At 71.0% G+C, this 20477-nt stretch carries 15 protein-coding genes, 1 tRNA gene and 1 pseudogene; 5 read left to right on the top strand and 12 right to left on the bottom strand.

The window, feature by feature from the left end:
• The first annotated feature begins 54 nt into the window (after positions 1-54).
• On the top strand, positions 55-1485 hold the full coding sequence (gene pyk, locus ACGFSC_RS36965) for a pyruvate kinase (protein ID WP_380354824.1): 1431 nt from the start codon (positions 55-57) through the stop codon (positions 1483-1485).
• Between the two features lie 44 nt (positions 1486-1529).
• Here pyk and ACGFSC_RS36960 read toward each other — a convergent pair.
• A pseudogene (locus tag ACGFSC_RS36960) lies at positions 1530-2313 on the bottom strand (helix-turn-helix domain-containing protein).
• Between the two features lie 100 nt (positions 2314-2413).
• Positions 2414-2499 (bottom strand) — tRNA-Leu (locus ACGFSC_RS36955).
• Between the two features lie 134 nt (positions 2500-2633).
• Between ACGFSC_RS36955 and ACGFSC_RS36950 the strand changes: the two genes are divergently transcribed.
• The gene (locus ACGFSC_RS36950) at positions 2634-3248 is read left to right on the top strand and encodes a response regulator (protein WP_359914233.1); all 615 of its coding nucleotides are present in this window, start codon (positions 2634-2636) and stop codon (positions 3246-3248) included.
• 59 nt (positions 3249-3307) lie between these two features.
• Here the strand turns inward: ACGFSC_RS36950 and ACGFSC_RS36945 are convergent, their stop codons facing one another.
• The 6 genes from ACGFSC_RS36945 to ACGFSC_RS36920 all read right to left on the bottom strand — a co-directional run bounded on the left by ACGFSC_RS36945 (position 3308) and on the right by ACGFSC_RS36920 (position 10204).
• Complete coding sequence (locus tag ACGFSC_RS36945; protein WP_359914214.1) at positions 3308-4024, bottom strand: ABC transporter ATP-binding protein; 717 nt, start codon at positions 4022-4024, stop codon at positions 3308-3310.
• Complete coding sequence (locus ACGFSC_RS36940) at positions 4021-4842, bottom strand: ABC transporter ATP-binding protein (RefSeq protein ID WP_359914230.1); 822 nt, start codon at positions 4840-4842, stop codon at positions 4021-4023. The genes ACGFSC_RS36945 and ACGFSC_RS36940 overlap by 4 nt, the downstream gene beginning before the upstream one ends.
• A gap of 8 nt (positions 4843-4850) precedes the next feature.
• Entirely contained in the window at positions 4851-6782 is a 1932-nt protein-coding gene (locus tag ACGFSC_RS36935; RefSeq protein WP_359914227.1) for a branched-chain amino acid ABC transporter permease, read from the bottom strand.
• 5 nt (positions 6783-6787) lie between these two features.
• Positions 6788-7717 (bottom strand): branched-chain amino acid ABC transporter permease, encoded by a 930-nt coding sequence (locus ACGFSC_RS36930; protein ID WP_359914211.1) that lies wholly within the window; start codon positions 7715-7717, stop codon positions 6788-6790.
• Positions 7718-7852: 135 nt separating this feature from the next.
• The gene (locus ACGFSC_RS36925; RefSeq protein ID WP_359914208.1) at positions 7853-9079 is read right to left on the bottom strand and encodes a branched-chain amino acid ABC transporter substrate-binding protein; all 1227 of its coding nucleotides are present in this window, start codon (positions 9077-9079) and stop codon (positions 7853-7855) included.
• Positions 9080-9691: 612 nt separating this feature from the next.
• Positions 9692-10204, bottom strand: a complete 513-nt coding sequence (locus ACGFSC_RS36920; protein WP_359914205.1) for a hotdog fold thioesterase — start codon at positions 10202-10204, stop codon at positions 9692-9694.
• 235 nt (positions 10205-10439) lie between these two features.
• Between ACGFSC_RS36920 and polA the strand changes: the two genes are divergently transcribed.
• From polA to ACGFSC_RS36905, 3 genes are all read left to right on the top strand, one after another.
• Positions 10440-13127, top strand: coding sequence for a DNA polymerase I (gene polA / locus ACGFSC_RS36915; RefSeq protein WP_359914223.1), 2688 nt, complete (start codon positions 10440-10442; stop codon positions 13125-13127).
• Between the two features lie 533 nt (positions 13128-13660).
• Positions 13661-14434 (top strand): GNAT family N-acetyltransferase, encoded by a 774-nt coding sequence (locus tag ACGFSC_RS36910; RefSeq protein WP_359914202.1) that lies wholly within the window; start codon positions 13661-13663, stop codon positions 14432-14434.
• 605 nt (positions 14435-15039) lie between these two features.
• Positions 15040-15705, top strand: coding sequence for a hypothetical protein (locus ACGFSC_RS36905; protein WP_359914200.1), 666 nt, complete (start codon positions 15040-15042; stop codon positions 15703-15705).
• Between the two features lie 566 nt (positions 15706-16271).
• Here ACGFSC_RS36905 and ACGFSC_RS36900 read toward each other — a convergent pair.
• From ACGFSC_RS36900 to ACGFSC_RS36885, 4 genes are all read right to left on the bottom strand, one after another.
• Positions 16272-17354 carry a HEAT repeat domain-containing protein gene (locus tag ACGFSC_RS36900; RefSeq protein ID WP_359914220.1) on the bottom strand — a complete coding sequence of 361 codons (1083 nt, stop codon included), beginning with the start codon at positions 17352-17354 and terminating at the stop codon, positions 16272-16274.
• Positions 17355-17666: 312 nt separating this feature from the next.
• Complete coding sequence (locus tag ACGFSC_RS36895) at positions 17667-18218, bottom strand: hypothetical protein (protein WP_392864704.1); 552 nt, start codon at positions 18216-18218, stop codon at positions 17667-17669.
• Between the two features lie 456 nt (positions 18219-18674).
• Entirely contained in the window at positions 18675-19169 is a 495-nt protein-coding gene (locus tag ACGFSC_RS36890; RefSeq protein ID WP_359914239.1) for a hypothetical protein, read from the bottom strand.
• A gap of 103 nt (positions 19170-19272) precedes the next feature.
• Complete coding sequence (locus tag ACGFSC_RS36885; RefSeq protein ID WP_359914241.1) at positions 19273-20472, bottom strand: helix-turn-helix transcriptional regulator; 1200 nt, start codon at positions 20470-20472, stop codon at positions 19273-19275.
• Positions 20473-20477 lie beyond the last annotated feature (5 nt).

Genomic DNA, 20477 nt, shown 5'->3' with positions numbered 1-20477 from the left:
CGCAGTCCGGACCCGCGTCGTGGTTACGCGCCGGTAATGCCTAGTCTCAGCACTATGCGCCGAGCAAAAATCGTCTGTACCCTCGGGCCCGCCACCGACTCGTACGACCAGATCAAGTCCCTGGTCGACGCCGGGATGGACATCGCCCGACTGAACCTCAGTCACGGCTCGCACACCGAGCACGAGGAACGCTACCGCCGCGTCCGCAAGGCCGCCGACGAGACCGGCCGCAGCGTCGGCATCCTCGTCGACCTTCAAGGCCCGAAGATCCGGCTCGACACCTTCGCCCACGGACCCGTACTTCTCGAACGCGGCGACGAGTTCACCATCTCCACCGACAACGGCGTCGTGGGGGACAAGGACCGCTGCGGAACCACCTACTCCGGGCTCGCCGGGGACGTCAGCCGCGGCGAGCGCATCCTGGTCGACGACGGCCGGGTCACCCTGGAGGTCGTCGCCGTCGACGGGCCGCACGTGCGCTGCCTGGTCATCGAAGGCGGCCTGGTCTCCGACCACAAGGGCCTCAACCTCCCCGGCGTCTCCGTCTCCGTCCCCGCACTCAGCGACAAGGACGTCGCCGACCTGCGGTGGGCGCTGCGCACCGGGGCCGACCTCATCGCGCTCTCCTTCGTCCGCAGCGGGCGGGACGTCGAGGACGTCCACCGGATCATGGCGGAGGAGGGACGCCGGGTCCCGGTCATCGCCAAGATCGAGAAGCCGCAGGCGGTGGAGAACCTGGAGTCCGTCGTCGACGCCTTCGACGGGATCATGGTGGCCCGCGGCGACCTGGGCGTGGAGATGCCCCTCGAACAGGTCCCGCTGGTCCAGAAGCGCGCCATCAAGCTCGCCCGCCGCAACGCCAAGCCGGTCATCGTCGCGACCCAGATGCTCGACTCGATGATCAACACCTCCCGGCCGACCCGCGCCGAGGCCTCCGACGTCGCCAACGCCGTCCTGGACGGGACGGACGCGGTGATGCTCTCCGGGGAGACCTCGGTCGGCAAGTACCCGGTCGAGACCGTCAAGACCATGGCCCGGATCGTCGAGGCCGCCGAGAACGACATCCTGGCCGCGGGCCTCCCGCCGCTCACCACCGGCAGCAAGCCGCGGACCCAGGGCGGCGCCGTCGCCCGCGCGGCCGCCGAGATCGGCGACTTCCTGCACGCCAAGTACCTGATCGCCTTCACCCAGTCCGGCGACACCGCCCGCCGGCTCACCCGCTACCGCTCGCCCATCCCGGTGCTCGCCTTCACCTACGAACCGGCCGTGCGCAGCCAACTCGCCCTCACCTGGGGCGTGGAGACCTTCCTCGGCCCGTTCGCCCCGACCACCGACCAGATGGTCGAACAGGTCGACGCGGCACTCCTGTCGCTCGGCCGCTGCCAGAAGGGCGACATCGTCGTCATCACGGCGGGTTCGCCCCCCGGCCTGGCCGGCTCCACCAACCTCGTCCGCGTCCACCACGTGGGGACCCTGGACGCCTGAGGTTCCCGGCGGCGCGGCCCTTCCTCGGACGGGCCGCGCCCCTGTCAGTACTTCGGGCCGATGTGGGTGTCCATGAGGGCGACGGAGTCCTTGCGGGCGACGGAGACGTTTGTCGCGCCGGTGGCGCGCGGCGGCCTTCCACCGGACGCCGACGGCGTCGAGGGCGGCGGTGAAGAGGCCGATGATGTCGGTCGAGGTGTTGGTGAAGAAGTACCGGGGGTACTCGTAGCGCTTCGTGGCGCCGCCGACCGTACGGGTCGCCAAGTTGGTGATGCGGCACCCGTCGGAGTGGATCAGGCCGCGCAGGAACTCCCAGGGGTGGGCGTCCACGATCTCCTGCTGCCAGGGCTCCAGGGCTATGGTGCGCTCGTGCTTCTTGCCGGGGCCGTGCTGGGGGAAGATGCAGGTGAGGTGGTTCGAATAGACCTTGATGTCGTGGCACCCGGTGCGGCGCACCCGGCAGGGCTTGTTGTTGGGGAGAACTTGACGCATGGCCTCTTCGACGGAATCCATGATGCCCGGCCACTTGTCGTCGCAGGTTATCTGGAGGCTCTGGGTCCTGCGGTACTCGTTGGGCAGCAGGATGTGCCCGTCGCCGAGGTACAGGCCGAGCAGGTAGGAGTAGGCGGCTCGGTTCAGCTCGTCGCCGTAGCAGTGCACGCATGCGGAGCGCTTACGGCCGGGGAGTTCGTTGCGTTTGGCGAGGTCCTGATGCTTCCACCAGGAGACAGTGCCCTTCGGGACGTGGAGGTGGCGGGCCACCTCGGCGTTGCTGAGACCTCGACGGAGGAGGTGGACGGCCTGTTCGCGCACAGAGAGTGTGGTCATGTGCGCCAGAGTGGGACGTGACAGCCCGGGCCGTGGACACATTGGATGTGATCCACTGGATAGGGTGAAATCCCCAAAACCTGGGAATATGAGGAAAATCTGGTGCCGAGTGTGGGATTCGAACCCACACGCCCTTTCAGGCAATCGCTTTTGAGGCGATCGTGTCTGCCCTTCCACCAACCCGGCTGGTTTGCGCCCGTGAAGGATACCCTGTGAGCGCTGTCGGGCGCAGCTAGGTACCCTCGTGCATGCAGTACCCCGCCGGAACTAGGAGCCCCGTGAGCACCGCCGACGAGCAGGCGCAGCCGCTTGAGACCGATATGCCCCAGATCACCCGGATTGTGATCGCCGAGGACGAGGCGCTGATCCGCCTCGACCTCAAGGAGATGCTCGAGGAGGAGGGGTACACCGTCGTCGGTGAGGCCGGTGACGGGGAGACGGCGGTGCGGCTGGTGGAGGAGCTGAAGCCGGATCTGGCGATCTTCGATGTGAAGATGCCGGTGCTGGACGGGCTCTCCGCGGCCGAGCAGATCCACGACAAGCACCTGGCGCCGGTCCTGATGCTGACGGCGTTCTCGCAGCGGGAGCTGGTGGACCGGGCGCGGGACGCCGGGGCGATGGCGTACATCGTCAAGCCGTTCTCGAAGTCGGACCTGGTGCCGGCGATCGAGATGGCGGTCTCCCGGTACGCCGAGATGCGGGCGCTGGAGAAGGAGATCGGGGACCTCAGCCAGCGGCTGGAGACCCGGAAGCTGGTGGACCGGGCGAAGGGTGTGCTGCAGACCAAGTTCGGGCTGAACGAGCCGGCCGCCTTCCGGTGGATCCAGAAGACCTCGATGGACCGCCGGATGACGATGGCCGCGGTGGCCGAGGCGGTCATCGAGGAGGGCGAGGCCCAGGACCGCAAGAAGGCGGACGAGGCCAAGGGCGAGTAAGAGGTACGGGAAGGGCCCGGCAGAACGTTTCTGCCGGGTCCTTCGCCGTGTGTGCGGGCTCAGTCCTCGCCGAGGTAGGCCTTGCGGACGGACTCGTCGTGCAGGAGGTCGGGCCCGGTCCCGGAGAGGACGATGCGGCCGGTCTCCATGACGTACCCCCGGTCGGAGAGCGAGAGTGCCGCCTGGGCGTTCTGCTCGACCAGGAGGATGGTCGTACCGGAGGACTTCAGCTCCACGATGGTGGACATGATCTTCTGCATCATCAGCGGCGAGAGCCCCATCGAGGGTTCGTCCAGCATCAGCAGCTTGGGCCGGGACATCAGCGCCCGTCCCATCGCGAGCATCTGCTGTTCGCCGCCGGAGAGCGTGCCGGCGGCCTGGCGCCGGCGTTCGCCGAGGATCGGGAACAGGCCGTAGGCCCGTTCGACGTCGGCGGTGATGCCGGCGGCGTCGGTGCGCAGGAAGGCGCCGAGGAGGAGGTTCTCCTCGATGGTCATCCGGGGGAAGATGTGCCGTCCCTCGGGGGAGTGGGCGAGGCCGAGGGCGACGATCTTGTGCGCGGGGACGGTCGAGAGGTCCTGGCCGTCGAAGGTGATCCGCCCGGCGGTGGGCTTGAGCAGGCCGGACAGGGTGCGCAGGGTGGTGGTCTTGCCCGCGCCGTTGGTGCCGATGAGGGTGGTGACCTCGCCCTGTTCGACGGTGAAGCCGATGCCCTTGACGGCCTCGATCTTGCCGTAGGCGACGCGGAGGTCCTCGACCTCGAGGAGTGCGGTCACTGGTCGGTCTCCGTAACGTTCTCCGGAACAGCCGGGGTGGTGCCTTCGAGCGGGGCGCCCAGGTAGGCGGTGATGACGCGTTCGTCGTTCTGGACGGTCTCGCGGTCGCCCTCGACGATCTTCTGGCCCTGGACGAGCACCGCGGTGCGGTCGCAGAGGTTGAAGATGAAGCGCATGTCGTGCTCGATGACGAGGACGGAGACGCCCTTGTCGCGGATCGCGAAGACGAGTTCCTCGGCGGCCCGGGTCTCCTGGGGGTTCATGCCGGCGGTGGGTTCGTCGAGCAGCAGCAGGCCGGGTTCGGAGGCGAGGGCGCGGGCGATCTCCAGCTTGCGCTGCTCGCCGTAGGGGAGGTTGCGGGCGAGGTGGTCGGCCTTCTCGGCGAGGCCGGTGAACTGCAGGAGTTCCATGGCCTTCTCGCGGCTCTCGGCCTCGGCGCGGTGGTAGCCGGGGCCGCGCAGGACGGCGGAGAAGATGCCTTCCCTGGTGCGGGTGTGCCGGCCGACCAGGACGTTCTCCAGGACGGTCATGTTGGCGAACAGCCGGATGTTCTGGAAGGTGCGGGCGATGCCGGCCTGGGTGACCAGGTGGGGCTTGGGCGGCAGCAGGGTGTCGCGGAAGCGGACGGCGCCCTCGGTGGGGACGTACAGGCCGGTGAGGCAGTTGAAGAAGGTGGTCTTGCCGGCGCCGTTGGGGCCGATGAGACCGATGATCTCGCCTTCGCCGACGGTCAGGGAGACGTCGTTGACGGCGGTGAGGCCGCCGAAGCGCATGGTGACGCCGGTGACTTCGAGCAGGGGTGCGGCGGTGGTGGTCATCGGGTCGGTCACGCCCCTGCCTTGGTGAGTGCGGTCGGCTCGCCGGTGGCCTGGGCCGGGAGGGCGGCCTCGTGGAACTCCAGCTGCCGGCGCCGGTTGGGGATGAGGCCTTCGGGGCGCACCCGCATCAGGACGATGAGGGCGGCGCCGAAGGCGAGGAGCTGGTAGTCGGCGAGGAATTCGAGCTTCTTGGGGATGAGGAAGAGCAGGGTGGCGCCGGCCAGCGGGCCGCTGATGGTGCCCATGCCGCCGAGGATGACCGCGGCGAGCAGGAAGGCGGAGTTCGGCGGGAGGGCTTCGGCGAAGGTGTACTGGTCGGGGGTGACGGTGTAGCTGACGTGGGCCTGGACGGTGCCGGCCAGGCCGGCCAGCAGGGCGCCGAGGGCGAAGGCGAGCAGCTTGAGCCGGAAGCCGTTGATGCCCATGGCCTCGGCGGCGGTCTCGTCCTCGCGGATGGCGACCCAGGCGCGGCCGATGCGGGAGTCGCCGACCCGGGCGAAGACCAGCACGACGACGGCGGTGACGAGCAGCATCAGCAGGTAGTAGTTGGAGAAGCGGCCGAGTTCGACGCCGAGGACGGTGTGCGGCTTGCCGAGGTCGAAGCCGAGGATCTCCAGGTCGGGGATGCGCGGGATGCCGTTGGAGCCGTTGGTGACCTTGGGGCCGGTGGTGCCGTTGAGGTTGAGCATGGTGATGCGGAAGATCTCGCCGAACCCGAGGGTGACGATGGCGAGGTAGTCGCCGCGCAGCCGCAGGGTGGGGGCGCCGATCAGGACGCCGAAGATCATCGAGACGACGGCGCCGGTGAGCATCGCGGCCCAGAACGGGAACTGGACGTGGATGGGCGAGGCGGGGGAGCCGGAGACCAGGGCGGCGGCGTAGGCGCCGACGCCGAGGAAGGCGACGTACCCGAGGTCGAGCAGGCCGGCCAGGCCGACGACGATGTTGAGGCCGAGGGCGACGGTGGCGAAGATCAGGATGTTGGTGGCGACCGAGGTGTACTGGTCGCTGGTCTGGGTGAACGGGAAGCCGGCGGCGGCGGCGAAGGCGGCGCCGGTGGTGACCGGGCGGTGCTTGACGGTCAGCGCGCGCAGCCGGGCGAGCAGGCCGGACTTGGCCAGGGCGGGGACGGCGAGGGCGACGAACAGCAGGTAGCCGGTGAAGAGTTCGCCGTACTCGGTGTCGATGCCGAAGGTGATCGCGAACAGTCCGGTGCCGAAGGCGAGGACGATCAGCAGCACCTCGACCCAGGAGGGGAGCGCCCGCGCCGCGGCCAGCGGGCGGTCGATCCGGCCCAGCCGCAGTGCGCTGTTGGCGAGGTGGCCGAGCTGGAGCAGCAGGACGGCGCCGGCGGCGATGGCGAGGCCGCCGGCGAGGGCGGTCAGGACCGGGGCGACCGGCTTGTCCGTGGGGACGGCGTGGGCGCCGAACCAGGCGGCGGGGGCGACCGGGACGAGCAGGAAGAGGCGCTTGTCGAGGATCCGCAGCGGGACGGTGGTGCGGCGGTCGAGCGGCAGGGCGAGGGCGCCGAGGACGGAGATCAGGCCGCCCGCGGCGAGCACCCAGCCGCCGGGTTCGAGGTTGGCGAGGCCGCCGAGTTCGGCGGAGACGGCGGCGACGGCGTAGACGGCGACGGCGAGGGCGCCGGTGGCGGCGAACAGGACGGCGTTGTTGCTGCGGGTGGGGGCGGCCCAGCGCAGTCCGGGGACGCCCTGGGCGGCGAGCAGCAGGACGAGGGTGAGCAGCCCGGCGGCGAGGGCGAGCCACTGGAGGCCGGCCGGGGAGCCGTAGTACGTGAGGTCGCCGGGGAAGTCGGAGGTCCAGGTCCAGGACATGGCGGCGGAGGCGGCGGTGGCGAGGGCGCCGAGTGCGGTGACGGCGGCGGCGGCGCGGGCCGGCAGCGGGATGACCGGGGTCGTTTCGGTGCGGGTGGTGGTCATGGTGGTCACGCCCTGTCCGCGACGCGCTCGCCGAGCAGGCCCTGGGGCCGGATCAGGAGCACGAGGATGAGGAGTACGAACGCCCAGACGTCCTTCCAGGCGCCGCCTCCGAAGAGGTGCATGCCGGGCAGGTGCTGGATGTACCCGGTGGCGAGGGCTTCGGCGAGGCCGAGGGCGAGGCCGCCGAGCATGGCGCCGTAGATGTTGCCGATGCCGCCGAGGACGGCGGCGGTGAAGGCCTTGAGGCCGAGGATGAAGCCCATCCGGAAGTCGACCTGGCCGCTGCGCAGCCCGTAGGCGACGGCGGCGACGGCGGCGAACGCGGCGCCGATGGCGAAGGCCATGACGATGATGCGGTCGGTGTCGATGCCCATCAGCTTGGCGGTGTCCGGGTCCTGGCTGGTGGCCTGCATGGCGCGTCCGGAGCGGGTGCGGGTGACGAACCAGCCGAGGGCGAGCATGCACAGCGGGGCGGCGATGATCAGGAAGAGGTCGCTGCGCTGGATGGTGACGGAGCCGAGGCTGAACGGGTCGCCGGGGAGCTTGGGGAAGACCCGGGCCTTCTTGGCGTCCGGGTAGAAGGAGAAGACGAGCTGCTGGAGGAAGATGGACAGCCCGATCGCGGTGATCAGCGGGGCCAGTCGGGGGGCGTTGCGCAGGGGGCGGTAGGCGAAGCGCTCGGCGGCGATGGCGGTGAGGGTGGAGACCAGGATGCCGGCGATCAGCATGAGCGGCAGGGCCAGCCACAGGGTGGTGCCGCCGGGGAGGGCGAGGTAGGCGGTCAGGGCGCCGAAGCCGCCGACCATGACGATCTCGCCGTGGGCGAAGTTGATGAGCTGGACGATGCCGTAGACCATCGTGTAGCCGATCGCGACGAGTCCGTAGAGGGCGCCGAGGATCAGGCCGTTGGCCAGCTGCTGCGGTAGGTCGTGCACCGCTGGGCCTCCGTAGTGCGTTCGGGGGTGTCTGTCCGCGTGGGTGGTGGATGTGGGTGCGCGCGGGGGCACTCGTGGCGCCCCCGCGCGCGGTGGTGGTGAAGTGGCGCTGGTGGTGCTTGTGGTGACTGGGTGTCAGCCCTTGAAGGTGCCGGACTTCTCCACGGCCCACTTGCCGTCCTTGACGGTGTAGACGGTGAGCTGCTTGTTGGTGGTGTCGCCGAACTCGTCGAAGGAGACCTTGCCGGTCACGCCGTCGAAGCTGACCTTCTGGACGGCGTCGCGGACGGCCTTGCGGTCGGGGACCTTGCCGTTGTTGTCCTTCACGGCCTGCTTGACGCCCTGGATGATGGCCCAGGCGCTGTCGTAGGAGTAGCCGCCGTAGGTCTCGTAGGCGTCCTTGTAGCCGGCGGTCTTGTAGTCGGCGATGAACTTCTTGGCGGTGTCGAGGGATTCGACGGGCAGGCCGACGGCGGTGGCGTAGTCGCCCTGGCTCTTGGGGTTGAGCTTGATGAAGTCGCCGCTCTGGATGCCGTCGCCGCCCATCAGCGGGATGTTGACGCCGGCCTCCTTGAGCTGGAGGGAGAGCGGGCCGGCCGCGGGGTACTCGCCGCCGTAGTAGACGGCCTCGGCGCCGGAGCTCCTGACCTTGGTGACGATGGCGGCGAAGTCGCGGTCGTCGGGGTTGACGTGCTCCTCGCCGACCAGCTGGCCGCCGAGCTTGGTGAACTCGCCCTTGAAGGTGCCGGCCAGGCCCGCGCCGTAGGTCTTCTGGTCGTCGATCAGGAAGACCTTGGTCTTCTTGGCGTCGGTGTAGAGGAACTGGGCGGCGAAGGGGCCCTGGACGGCGTCGGTGGTGGCGGTGCGGAAGTAGGACGTGAACGGGCGCTTCTTCTCGCCGCTGGCCCACTTCTCGCCCTGGCTGAGGGCGACGCCGGTGTTGGCGGGGGAGACCTCGACCAGGGAGGCGTCGTCGAAGATCTGCTGCATCGACTGGGCCACGCTGGAGTTGAGCGGGCCGACGACGCCGAGGACCTTGGAGTCGCCGACGAGCTGGGTGGCGTTCTGCTGGCCGGGGGCGGGCTTGCCGGTGTCGTCCAGGGCCTTGATCTCGAACTTGACGCCGGGGACCTCGTTGGCCTCGTTGGCCTTCTTGATCGCGAGGTCGACGGAGTTGCGGATGCCGAGGCCGAGGGCGGAGAGGTCGCCGGTGAGCGGGGCGTCGACGCCGATGACGACGGTGGTGGAGCCGGAGTTGGAGGTGCCGCCGTCGGCCTTCTTCTCTCCGCGGGAGCCGCAGGCGCTGAGGCTGAGGGCGCCGATCACGGCAATGCTCACGACAACTGCTGAACGATGACGCACGAGGGTCCCCTTCGGTTCAGGAGGCGCCCGCGCCTGAATGGCGGGAGCCGGAGTGCGCGGAGGGCCTGGCCCAATCGAATGGCGCGGTGACTGGCCGTGACTCTAGATGCCGTTGGGCGGCTCGGGCAGTGCTGGGAGCAGGCTGTGATTCTCTTGTTATGAGCACACGGAGTATTTGTCTCACGATGTGGTCGTTCTGGCTCGATCGATCCCGCGATGCCGGGCGTTTACGCGCTGGTAGGGCGATGTAAGGCCCAGAAATGGGGGTTGCAGCTGGCAGCGCCGATAATCGGACACCAGTGTCCGATGCCCTGCTTTCGACCTTGAGCGTCCGGATTGCGGACGAGGAGGGCGCGACCGGATGATCCCGGGGCGCCCGCGGGCCTCGGAACCGGCAATTGATCGGATTTCCTACTTGTTACGCAGCGTTACAGGGGCGGGTTTGCGCCGACCGCGCCCGGACATGCGAAGGCCCCCTTGTCCAGACCAACGCCTGCCCAGGGTGGCGGAAGGTCAAACAAGGGGGCGGAAAAGGGACTTGATGTTGTCCGGAGTGAACTCGCGGGCCCGGTGGGGACGTTGTCGGGCGGGATGGCGCGGTCGGAGCCGCCGTCAGAGGTCGCGCAGCATGCAGGTCAGCCGGCAGCTGGTGATCCGCCGGCCGGTGTCGTCGGTGATCGCGATCTCGTAGGTGGCCGCGGTGCGGCCCTTGAACACGGCCGTCGCCACCCCGGTCACCAGCCCGGAGGTGGCCGAGCGGTGGTGGGTCGCGTTGAGGTCCACACCGACCGCGTACCGGCCGGGACCGGCGTGCAGCATCGCCCCGATCGAGCCCAGCGTCTCGGCCAGCGCCGCCGACGCGCCGCCGTGCAGCAGCCCGTACGGCTGCTGGTTGCCCTCCACCGGCATGGTGCCGACCACGCGGTCGCCGGAGGCCTCGACGATCCGGATGCCGAGCTTGTCGCCGAGGTGGCCGCCCGAGAAGGTCTCCGGGTTCACGCCGAGCTTGGCGAAGTGGTCCAGCACGTCCTGCGGGACGTTCAGGAGGGGGGCGGTGTCGGGGACGGTGTCGGGAGTGGTGCCGGGGGCGTCGAGGGGGGCGGTGCCGGGGGCCGCATCGGTCATGGGGGAACTCCTGCCGCTGGGATCTGCTGGGGGGATGTGCCGCCTGTGATCGTACGACCGTCCTACTCATAGGTAGCAGCTGTGGCCGAACCGGCGCGGCGTCCTTTTTGTCGGTGCCGGGCCATAGGATCGGTGGCCGGTAGTGGAATCGGCAGGAACGGACGTTGACGTGGCTACGCAGAGTACGGACAAGGGCGCGACGGGTGGCGGCGGGGCCGGCCCGCGGCCCCGGCTGATGCTGCTCGACGGGCACTCGATGGCCTACCGGGCCTTCTACGCCCTGCCCGTGGAGAACTTCAACACCTCCACCGGCCAACCCACCAACGCGGTCTACGGCTTCGCCTCGATGCTCGCCAACACCGTCCGGGACGAGCAGCCCACCCACCTCGCCGTCGCCTTCGACCTCTCCCGGCAGACCTTCCGCTCCGTCGAGTTCCCCGACTACAAGGCCAACCGTGCCAAGACGCCGGACGAGTTCCGCAGCCAGGTCGGCCTGATCGGCGAACTGCTCGACGCCATGCACGTCCCCCGGCTGACGGCCGAGGGCTTCGAGGCCGACGACATCATCGCCACCCTGGCCACCGCCGCCGAGGCGGCCGGCTACGACGTCGACATCGTCACCGGCGACCGCGACTCGCTCCAGCTGGTCACCGACCACGTCACCGTGCTCTACCCGACCAAGGGCGTCTCCGAGCTCACCCGCTACACCCCGGAGAAGGTCGCCGAGAAGTACGGCGTCACCCCGCGCCAGTACCCGGACCTCGCCGCGCTGCGCGGCGACCCGTCCGACAACCTCCCCGGCATCCCCGGCGTCGGCGAGAAGACCGCCGCCAAGTGGGTCAACCAGTTCGGCTCCTTCGACGAACTCGTCGCCCGCGCCGACGAAGTCAAGGGCAAGATCGGCGAGAAGCTGCGCGACCACCTCGACTCGGTCAAGCGCAACCGGGTGCTCACCGAGCTGGTCCGCGACGTCGAACTCCCGCTCGGCGTCACCGACCTGGACCGCAAGCCGTTCGACAAGGACGCCGTCGGCTCCCTGATGGAGTCGCTGGAGTTCCGCAACGCCAACTTCCGCGACCGCGTCTTCGGCATCGACCCGACCACCGGCTCGGACACCGCCGAAGCCGAACTCGCCCCCGGCGTCGAGGTGGACGGCGAACTCCTCACCGACCCCGGCACCCTGGCCGCCTGGCTCGCCGAGCACGCCTCCGACGGCAAGACCACCGTCGCGCTCGCCGCCGTCTACCAGTGGGCGCTCGGCGCCGGCGAGGTCACCGAAGTGGCGCTCGCCGCCGGGGAGACGGCCGCCTGGTTCGACCCGGCGCTGCTCGCCGAGGAGGACGAGCGGGCCTTCGCCGCCTGGCTCGCCGACGCCGGCGCCCCCAAGGCCCTGCACATCGCCAAGCAGGTCATGCGCGCCTTCGCCGAGCGCGGCTGGACCATCGAGGGCGTCGTCGCCGACACCGCGCTCGCCGCCTACCTGGAGAAGCCCGGCCGCCGCACCTTCACCCTGGAGGTGCTCGCCGAGGAGTACCTGGCCCGCTCGCTCACCCCGGCCCCCGCCACCGAGAGCGGCCAACTCTCCTTCGACGCACCGGAGGAGGACGAGACCGCCGCCGCCCGGTCGCTGATGCTCCAGGCCCGCGCCGTGCTCGACCTCGCCGCGCTCTTCGACACCCGCCTCGGCGAGGTCGGCGCCGCCGAGCTGATGCACGACATGGAACTGCCCATCGCCGCCCTGCTGGCCCGGATGGAGCGCTACGGCATCGCCGCCGACCGCGAGTGGCTCACCGGCCTGGAGGCCCAGTTCGCCGCCGAGATCCAGCGCGTGGTGGAGGAGGCGCACGCCGCCGCCGGGCACGAGTTCAACCTCGGCTCGCCCAAGCAGCTCCAGGAGATCCTCTTCGGCGAGCTCGCACTCCCCAAGACCAAGAAGATCAAGACCGGCTACACCACCGACGCCGACGCGCTCACCTGGCTGGCCACCCAGACCGACAACGAACTGCCGGTCATCCTGCTGCGCCACCGCGACCAGGCCAAGCTGCGCACCACCGTCGAGGGCCTGCTCAAGACCGTCTCGCCCAAGGGCCGGATCCACACCACCTTCAACCAGATGGTCGCCGCCACCGGCCGGCTCTCCTCGCAGGACCCGAACCTGCAGAACATCCCGGTCCGCACCGAGGAGGGCCGGGCGATCCGCCGCGCCTTCGTCGTCGGCGAGGGCTACGAGTCGCTGCTCACCGCCGACTACTCCCAGATCGAACTGCGGATCATGGCCCACCTGTCCGAGGACGAGGCGCTGCTGCAGGCCTTCGCCTCCGGCGAGGACCTGCACAACACCGTCGCCTCCCAGGTCTTCGAGGTGCCGCGCGCCGCGGTGGACGCCGAGATGCGCCGCAAGATCAAGGCGATGTCCTACGGCCTGGCGTACGGACTCTCCGCGTACGGGCTCTCGCAGCAGCTCGGCATCAAGCCCGCCGAGGCCCAGGGCCTGATGGACACCTACTTCGAGCGCTTCGGCGGCGTGCGGGACTACCTGCGCCGGGTCGTCGACGAGGCCCGGGCGACGGGCTACACCGAGACCCTGCTCGGCCGCCGCCGCTACCTGCCGGACCTCAACAGCGACAACCGCCAGCGCCGCGAGATGGCCGAGCGGATGGCCCTCAACGCCCCGATCCAGGGCTCGGCCGCCGACATCGTCAAGATCGCCATGCTCCGGGTGGACGAAGCGCTGCGCACGGCCGGCCTCACCTCCCGGATGCTGCTCCAGGTGCACGACGAAATCGTGCTGGAGCTGGCCCCGGGCGAGCGCGAGCAGGTCGAGGCCGTCGTCCGCGAGCAGATGGCGGGCGCCTACCCGCTGCGCGCCCCGCTGGACGTCTCGGTCGGCGTCGGCCCCAACTGGGAGGCCGCCGCGCACTGACGGCACCGCTGTCGCACGGGCCCGGGCACGCGAGTGTCCGGGCCCGTTCCGCTGCCCCGGCACGCTGGCCGGAATCGGTCGGCGGTCCTGGGCTTCGGGCCGTGGCACTGGAAGGCATCCTGCGGACCACCCCTCCACCACCGGCCCCGTCCTGCCCGAGGACGGCGACTCGCGTCGCGAGCGCAGGCACCCGGCGCTCGATCAGGCCCTCCCGGCCCTCGTCCTTCCGGGGCTGCTCGGCGTCCTCCGCCTGCCCGCGATCCTGCTCGCCGTCGCGGCGGGGGCCCGCCGGCGGTGCCGCTCGGCATCGTCGCCGCGATCGTGCCGGCCGGGACCTCCCGCGCCACGGTGTCCCCGCCGGTTCACCCGCGGGTGGGCGGCGTGCACCGGGAAAACCGCAGGTCGGGCCGTCCGATGAGCGCGGGCCCCGGGACGCTCGGGCCCGCCGGGTGGCCGGGCTCGGAGGGTGGCCCAGTCGGCCCGCGGGGAATTGGTCCGGCAGGATGGGTCAATTCCCCACTACCGTAGGCACAATGACAACAGAGCCCACGTCGACCGACCAGCCCGTGTCCCTGGCCGAGGCGCCGATGCGTCAAGCCCGGAACTCCGCCGCCTTCTGGACCCTCACCGGCCTCTGCCGGGGACACGAGGTGATCCGGCGTCGCGGATTCGTCGCGGTCGACGGCGACGCGCGTGCGGGACTGCGGATCCTGATCCAGGAGCCCGACCTCGACCCGGGCGAACTGGCCGAGGTGAGCGAGCTGACGCGCCGGGCCGCGGGCCCCGTGAACGTCGAGGATCCGTTCAGCTCGACCGACCTGAACCACCTCGGCATGCGCAACTGGCAGATGCCGATCATGCTGCGCCAGCCCGGGCCCGTCGGAGAACCGGCGCTGGACGTGATCCGGGCACGGCAGTCCGAGGACCTCCGGGCGGCCGAGCGGGTCGTGATCGAGGGCTTCGAGCTGGACGGGTTCGAGCCCCACCGTCCCGGCGAGTTGTTCCCGACGGCGTTGATCGAACAGTCCGGCGTGGACGTGTTCGTCGCCATGCTCGACGGCGTGGCTGCGGGAGCCTGCGTCAGCGTCGTGGCCGACGGCGTCGGCAGCCACTACTGGGTCGGTACGTCGTCGGCGTTCCGGTCGCGTGGCGTGGGCCGGGCCGTCATGCTCGGCGCCCTCGCCCACCTGGCGGACCTGCCGGCCACGCTCACCGCTTCGAAGCTGGGCAGACCGCTGTACGAGTCGCTGGGCTACGTCACCGCGACACCCTCGACCTGGTGGGCCTCGCCCTCCGGGACGGTATAGCGCCGAAGCCCGCCGGCCTGCCGGTTCAGGGCCCCGGCCCTGTGGACGGACGGTCGGGTCCGGCAGGGCGATCTCCTCATCCGGACGCGCCGGCCGGCCCCCGGGCCGCGCGGGAAGTCGGCCCCGCCGGCCCCCGCGCTCCCGGGGTGGTGGCTCGGGTGGCTCGGGTGGGCTCCGGTGCCGAGTCGAGGCGCGTGGCGAACGTGCGGCGGCGGAAGGCGGACACCGCGGGGTTCCGCGGGGTTCTATGGGGTTCCGTGGGGGTTCCGTGGCGTTCCGTGGGGCGTCGCCGTCCGGAGCGGAAGACCGGCCGGGGCGGGACCGCGAAGGGGCGGGTTGCGTGGTGGACAGCGGTTCGGCTTCCGCGCTCGTGGAGGAAGCCCGGGAACGGTTGCGGCGGTCGCGGCGCGACTCGCGGCCGTCGGCGTCCTGGGCCTCGCCGGCCTCCTGACGCTCGGTGCGCTCCGCACGCTCGCCCGGGCCGGAGTGAGGCTGCCCCGGCCCGGCACCGTCGGACTGATGCCACGTCAGTTGCACTGGGTATCAGGCGCATTGGCCGCGCCAGGACTCTGGCCGGTCCTGTTCGGCAGTCCTACGCTCCTGGCATGGCTCTGGATGACGTCCTGCGCACCGGCCCCGCCTCGACCGACATCGTCCTGCGCGAGGGCGGCGGCACCCGGCGCAGTGCGCTCCTGTACTGCCTGACGGCCGTCGGGAGTGCGCTGAAGGCGCCGCTGGTGCTCTTCGCGCCGACGTTCATGGTGGCGTTCGTCCTGTGGCTCCTCGGCGCGACCGGGGGCACCGTCGCCGCGGTGGTCGGGGTGATCGCGGGGGTCGAGTACCTGCTTGCCGTCCCGGTGATCGCCCGGATGGAAGTGACCACCGTCCACCGGATCGAGTTCGCCCCGCCCGAGGCGGCGGAGCGTTACCGGCTGGTCCGGGGCGGGCGCCCCGACGACTGGCGGCCGCTGACCGAACTGCCCGCCGTCTGGCTGGTGCACAGCATCATGGAGCCCTACGAGGGCGATCGCGCGCCGGTCGAGGAGGCGCTCGTCGGGCGGCTGGACTTCACCGGTGGGCAGGTGGTGTGGAAGCCGCCCGCCGGCACCGACGCGGAGCGCCTGCGGGAGGCCCTGACCGTGCTGCTCGGCCCCGCCGGCGTCGAGGTCGAACTGATCACCAAGCGCAGCGTGCGGCCCAAGCCCTCGCCGGCGTCCTACTCGCCGTGGATCTCCGGAGGCTCGGGCTCGGCGAACTCGGGCGGCTGCTGAACCGCTCCGCGCAACCCTGGTCGCGATCGCGATCTTGTCGGTGATCAGCGTGTGGGGTGCCCGGAATCCGTAGCGCTGGGCGGTGGCGAGGCGGGCCGGCCCGTACTCTGCCGCCCGGTTGTCCCGGAGATGGCTGACGTGGCGCGCCCCGGCAGCGACGCCAGGATGCCACCCGCCCCCCAGAAGGTTCGCGCGGCGGCGAACCGGCGGTCCTCGCCGCCGAGGTCGGCAGGCCCCTCGTAGGGCGAGGGCCCGCGCACCCGGACGGAGCGGACGGCCGTGAGGTCCAGCTCGCGGCTCGACGTGCGGAGCGTGCCTCGCTGACCGCCGCGTGCCGCACACGGCGGTCAGCGAGGCACCCTCGTGCAGGTCGGTGCCGGGATCGAGACGGACCACCGGGGTCATTTCCGGCGACTCCACGGTTGCGCAGAACCGTTCATTGGCCCGCCCCGGTGGGGCGGGGGTGCTGGGGAGCAGGAAGTCGGCGGGGCCGACTTCCTGCGCGCGCCACCGGGGCCGCCGAGCGGTGCGGATCGTCAGCACCACTCGTCACTGCTCGCGTCCGGTCACGGGGATCGAGGGCCGGGAGGGGAACCGGGCAGGGTACTCGGCAGGTCGGCCGTGACCAGCTCGGCAGCGCGCGCGGGGTCGCCGTCCGCGCGGGCGAGCAGCGCCTCGATGTCGTAGCCCGATGGCCCGAAGGCGGCGTCGACGCCGAGGGAACGGCCCCAGCCGAAGCGTTCCATGGAGACGGCGGCGCCCAGGTCGGGGCGGAGCCGGTCGAGCGTGCAGACCAGCTCCCAGGCGAAGGCGTCCAGGCGGGCCCGCCGAGCCGGGTTGCAGGCGTTCACGGCGTCGGTGACCCAGTCGTCGCCGGGCTCGTACTCCGGGAGGGCCGGCAGCGGTTCGAGGACATCCGTGATCTGCGCCGCGCTGAACGTGAGGAGGTGTGCGCCCTCGGGGTTGTCGACCAGCTCGGCGAGGAACGGGACGGCGCGGGGGTCGTGCCGACAGGCCAGTCCGCGGATCGCCTCCGTACGGGTGTCGGCGTGCTCGTCGGCCGTCCGAGCCCAGAGCGCGGCCCGGATCGCGGGGCTGTCCACCTCGGCCTGGACGCCGAGGGTGAACGTCGCCCAGTTGCGGACCTCCGGGTCCGGGTCCTGGCTCAGCCCGACGAGGGCGCGGATGTCCGGTCCGTCCGGCAGGCCGGTGAGGACCTCCGCGAACGAGCGGGCCACCTCCTCACGGACCTCGGCGTCAGGATGCGCGGCGAGGGCGACGAGAACGGGGACGGCGCGCGGGTCGGACGTCTTCTCGATCGCGCGCGCCAGGGACCGCAGCACGCCGGCCTCGGTCTCCCGCTGTGCGAGGGCGACCAGCGCGGTGGCCGTCCCGGCGCGGACCGCCTCGTGGTGATAGCTGGTGTCGCGCAACAGGTCGCAGCCCGCCCCGCGCTCGATCGGATCGGCCGAAGCGATCAGCTCCAGGCCGAGCGGAAGAGCGGCCGCCCCGTCGTCGGAGGCTGCCCGCCACAGCAGCGATACGTACTCGGCCCAGCCGTCGTGGTCGTCCGGGTCGTCCGAGGCGGCGATGGCGCGCGCCGCCACCAGTGCCCGCGTGACCAGCTCCGCCACGGTGTCCGTTTCCATGCGGGCATTCTGGTGCACGAAGCGCGGGTGCACGCGGGAATTGTCGGACCGACCGCGCCTCCGGTCCACGCCCGCATCGACAACCCGGGACGCGCCCGGGACCGACCGAGAGCCCAACTTGCCGTGGAGCAAAGGGGATCGAGAACGGCGTCTTCGCTGCGCCCGGTGCTGCTGGGGCGTCCTTGTCGTCGCTGACGAAGAACATCGGCAGGCCGAGCCACTCGTCCAGGGCGCAAGGTTGAAACAGTGGGACGTCGAAGCTGGGGGTGCGCAGGAAGTCGGCGGGGCCGACTTCCTGCGCGGGGTGGGGGTTCAGGTGCGGGCTGCGCGGGTGCGGCAGTGGGTGAGGGCGTATGTGAGGCGGGTGTCGGGGTTGGGGGTGGTGGTGAGGAGTTCGCCGGCGGTGACGAGGGTGGTCCAGTAGGTGGTGGGGTTGCCGGTGCGGGGGAGGGGCCGGGCGGCGGCGAGGGAGAGGTAGGCGGCGGTGAGGTTGCCGGTGGTGAACCAGCGGTGCAGGCCGTGGTGGTGGCCGGGTCGGATGCCGCCCATGGCGTCGATGGCGAGCAGGAAGAGGTCGACGACGGCGAGTTCGGTGTCGGTGAGGGACTTGGGGACGTCGAAGACGCCGAGGGCTTCGAGGAGTTCGCCGGTGTCGGTCTCGGAGCCCTGGCGGGGGTTGGCGAGGAGGGCGTCGTGGCACTCGCTGAGGCGGCGGACGGTCTCGGCGAGGGGGATGGTGAGGGCGAGGCAGACGGCGCGGGCGGAGGGCACCGGCTTGCGGGTGCGGCGGGCGAGGAGGGCGTAGGTGTCGGCGGGGGTGCGGCCGCGGGAGAGGGCGTGGCCGGCGAGGGTGGTGAGGTGCATGGGGGTTCGGGCTTTCAGGCGGTGACGAGGGCGGGGCCGGGGGCGGGGGCGACGTGGGCCCAGACGTACTTGCCGATGCCGCCGGGGCGGTTGGCGCTGCCCCAGCGTTCGGCGAGCCGGTCGACGAGGAGCGGGCCACGCCCGTGTTCGTCGTCAGGAGTTGGGGTGTGGTGAAGCGGACCTCGATGTGACAGTCGTCGGGGGCGTCGGAGTGCTGGACGGCGTTGGCGAACAACTCGCCGAGCAACAGTTCGGCGGTGTCCGAGTAGCGGTCGCCGGCGGGGAGGGCGGAGAGGTAGGCCCGGAGCAGGTAGCGCGCCAGCGGCGTGGACTCGATACGGGAGTCGAGGCGCGCGACGAACATGCGGGGGCGACGAACAGTGAGCATGGGGGAGTACCTCAGAGGAAGGATGAGGCGGCCGGTGGGAAGAGGTCCCGACCGACTGACGGGTGATGTCAGACGGCGCGGGGGTCGCCGCCGAACGAGGACCGAAAGATGGCGAACCCAGCAGCGGCGTTCGCGAGGGCCCGGCGGCGCGCGAGATCACCCGAGGTGCGGCGCGGCAGGTGTCCGTCAGCGTGGTCCGAGGCGGCGGTGTGGGCGGCGGCGAGGAAGCCGCCCCGGTCGCCGAGCGGTGAATTCCAGGGGTCGCCGGCCTCGGTGCCCCGGATGGCCTGGCTGCCGGTCACCATGTCGTGGGCCCAGGTGACCACGCCGTGGATGGTGCGGGCGTTCAGGGCGTTGGTGATGACTTGCCAGCCGGGCCGCTGATCGAGCGGGAGTGTGGGGTCGTCGTCCACCATGGCGAGGGTGACCGTCCAGTCGCGGGCCTCGGCGAAGGCGCGGGCATGGCTGGTGAGGATGCGGGCGTCGGCGTCGCCGCTGGTCGCGATGTACAAGGCGACGGGAACGCGGTGGACGTGCGGCCGCTCGGCCTGAGTTGGCGTCATGATGCCAAGGCTGCCGGTGAGTTGTTTCATCGTGAACGTACGGCCAGTGCCAGTTTCGGAAGTCGTACCGGCCCCGTGTGATACGCCTTGTATCAGGTCGATCTCAGTGGGCGAACAGACTGATACCGAGGATGCCGCCGAGCTTGCGCACGCGGGTGGTGCTGGCGTGGCCGGCGCGCTGCATGATCGCCCCCGGAAGGGCCTGGTGGCGGGCCCAGTCGGGTTGTGCGCTGCACACTTGGAGGAGGGTGTCCAGGGCGGCGTCGTACTGGCGGGTGTCGGCCTGTGCGAGGGCGATGTCCAGGGCGAGCCGATTGCGGGCGGCCTGCGGCAGTGGGGACAGGTCGCCGAGGTTGCGGGCGAGCGCCAGGGCTTTACCGGGATCGCCCATGACGGTGTGGATGCCGATGGCCTGCGCGGTGATGGTGGTCGGACCGTAGCTGGTGCCGTTGATCATCACATCGCGGCCCATTCTCGCTGCAACCGCGTGTCCCTGGGAGAGCAGGTCGCGGGCCCGGTCGGCGTCACCGTGGCGCGAGGCGACTACGGCGGCGAAGGTGACGTGCCAGCCGTAGGTGGCCAGCGTCTCCGGGTCCCGCTCCGCGTAGCGGGGTTCGATCGACGTGAACGCGGTCTCGGCGGTGGTGGTGGCCTGGTCGAGGCGGGCGTCGCGCATGTAGATCCAGGACCGGCCACAGTCCACCATCGCGGCCCGAAGAGGGTCTGCGGCCATGTGGACGTGGTGGCGGGCGTGGCCGATCGCCGAGTACGCGAGGTCTCGGGCGCCGTGGAACTGGGCGGTGTAGCAGGCGAGTCGGTAGGCGTCGGCGAGGATGCCATGAGCCGCGCACCGCTCGCCCTCCGGGACGGAGCGCAGGAGGGCAGCGGCCTCGGCGATGGCAGGGGAGGCGAGGCTGCCGGCGCGGGTGTAGTCCCCGGCCCGGTAGTCCGCCCATGCCCGAGCCAGATCGGCCCGGAGCACTGCGGCGTCCGGTGGTTCGACATCGGTTCCGACTCCTGCGGCGGTGTCGTGCACGGTGCGGGACAGCCCTCGCAACATGGCCCTGTCGCCGATCAGAGATGTCCTTCGGGGTGCCTGTTGCCCGAGGATCACCGACACGTCCGCATGCAGTGCGGCGGACAGTTTGAGCAGCGAGGGAAGGCCGATACTGCCGCCCTCCTTCTCGGCTTTGCGGACGGTCGGCACGGACACCCCGGCGGCCTCGGCGAGTTCTTCCTGTGTCATGCCGGCCCGCAGCATCTTGATGCGCTGGCCGGTGGAGTAATCGGACCACTGCGTCATGGGAG

Source organism: Kitasatospora sp. NPDC048715 (assembly GCF_043198905.1).
Classification (GTDB): domain Bacteria; phylum Actinomycetota; class Actinomycetes; order Streptomycetales; family Streptomycetaceae; genus Kitasatospora; species Kitasatospora lactacystinica.
Note: the sequence above shows the minus strand (reverse complement) of the source record. Positions and strands in the feature narration are given on the sequence as shown.

Bases quoted from the DNA above. Each gene is read 5' to 3' on its own strand.
- ACGFSC_RS36895 (WP_392864704.1), bottom strand. From the start codon at position 18,218: ATGCACCTCACCACCCTCGCCGGCCACGCCCTCTCCCGCGGCCGCACC.
- pyk (WP_380354824.1), top strand. From the start codon at position 55: ATGCGCCGAGCAAAAATCGTCTGTACCCTCGGGCCCGCCACCGACTCG.
- ACGFSC_RS36900 (WP_359914220.1), bottom strand. From the start codon at position 17,354: ATGGAAACGGACACCGTGGCGGAGCTGGTCACGCGGGCACTGGTGGCG.
- ACGFSC_RS36920 (WP_359914205.1), bottom strand. From the start codon at position 10,204: ATGACCGATGCGGCCCCCGGCACCGCCCCCCTCGACGCCCCCGGCACC.
- ACGFSC_RS36950 (WP_359914233.1), top strand. From the start codon at position 2,634: ATGCCCCAGATCACCCGGATTGTGATCGCCGAGGACGAGGCGCTGATC.
- ACGFSC_RS36940 (WP_359914230.1), bottom strand. From the start codon at position 4,842: ATGACCACCACCGCCGCACCCCTGCTCGAAGTCACCGGCGTCACCATG.
- ACGFSC_RS36890 (WP_359914239.1), bottom strand. From the start codon at position 19,169: ATGACGCCAACTCAGGCCGAGCGGCCGCACGTCCACCGCGTTCCCGTC.
- polA (WP_359914223.1), top strand. From the start codon at position 10,440: ATGCTGCTCGACGGGCACTCGATGGCCTACCGGGCCTTCTACGCCCTG.
- ACGFSC_RS36935 (WP_359914227.1), bottom strand. From the start codon at position 6,782: ATGACCACCACCCGCACCGAAACGACCCCGGTCATCCCGCTGCCGGCC.
- ACGFSC_RS36910 (WP_359914202.1), top strand. From the start codon at position 13,661: ATGACAACAGAGCCCACGTCGACCGACCAGCCCGTGTCCCTGGCCGAG.
- ACGFSC_RS36905 (WP_359914200.1), top strand. From the start codon at position 15,040: ATGGCTCTGGATGACGTCCTGCGCACCGGCCCCGCCTCGACCGACATC.
- ACGFSC_RS36885 (WP_359914241.1), bottom strand. From the start codon at position 20,472: ATGACGCAGTGGTCCGATTACTCCACCGGCCAGCGCATCAAGATGCTG.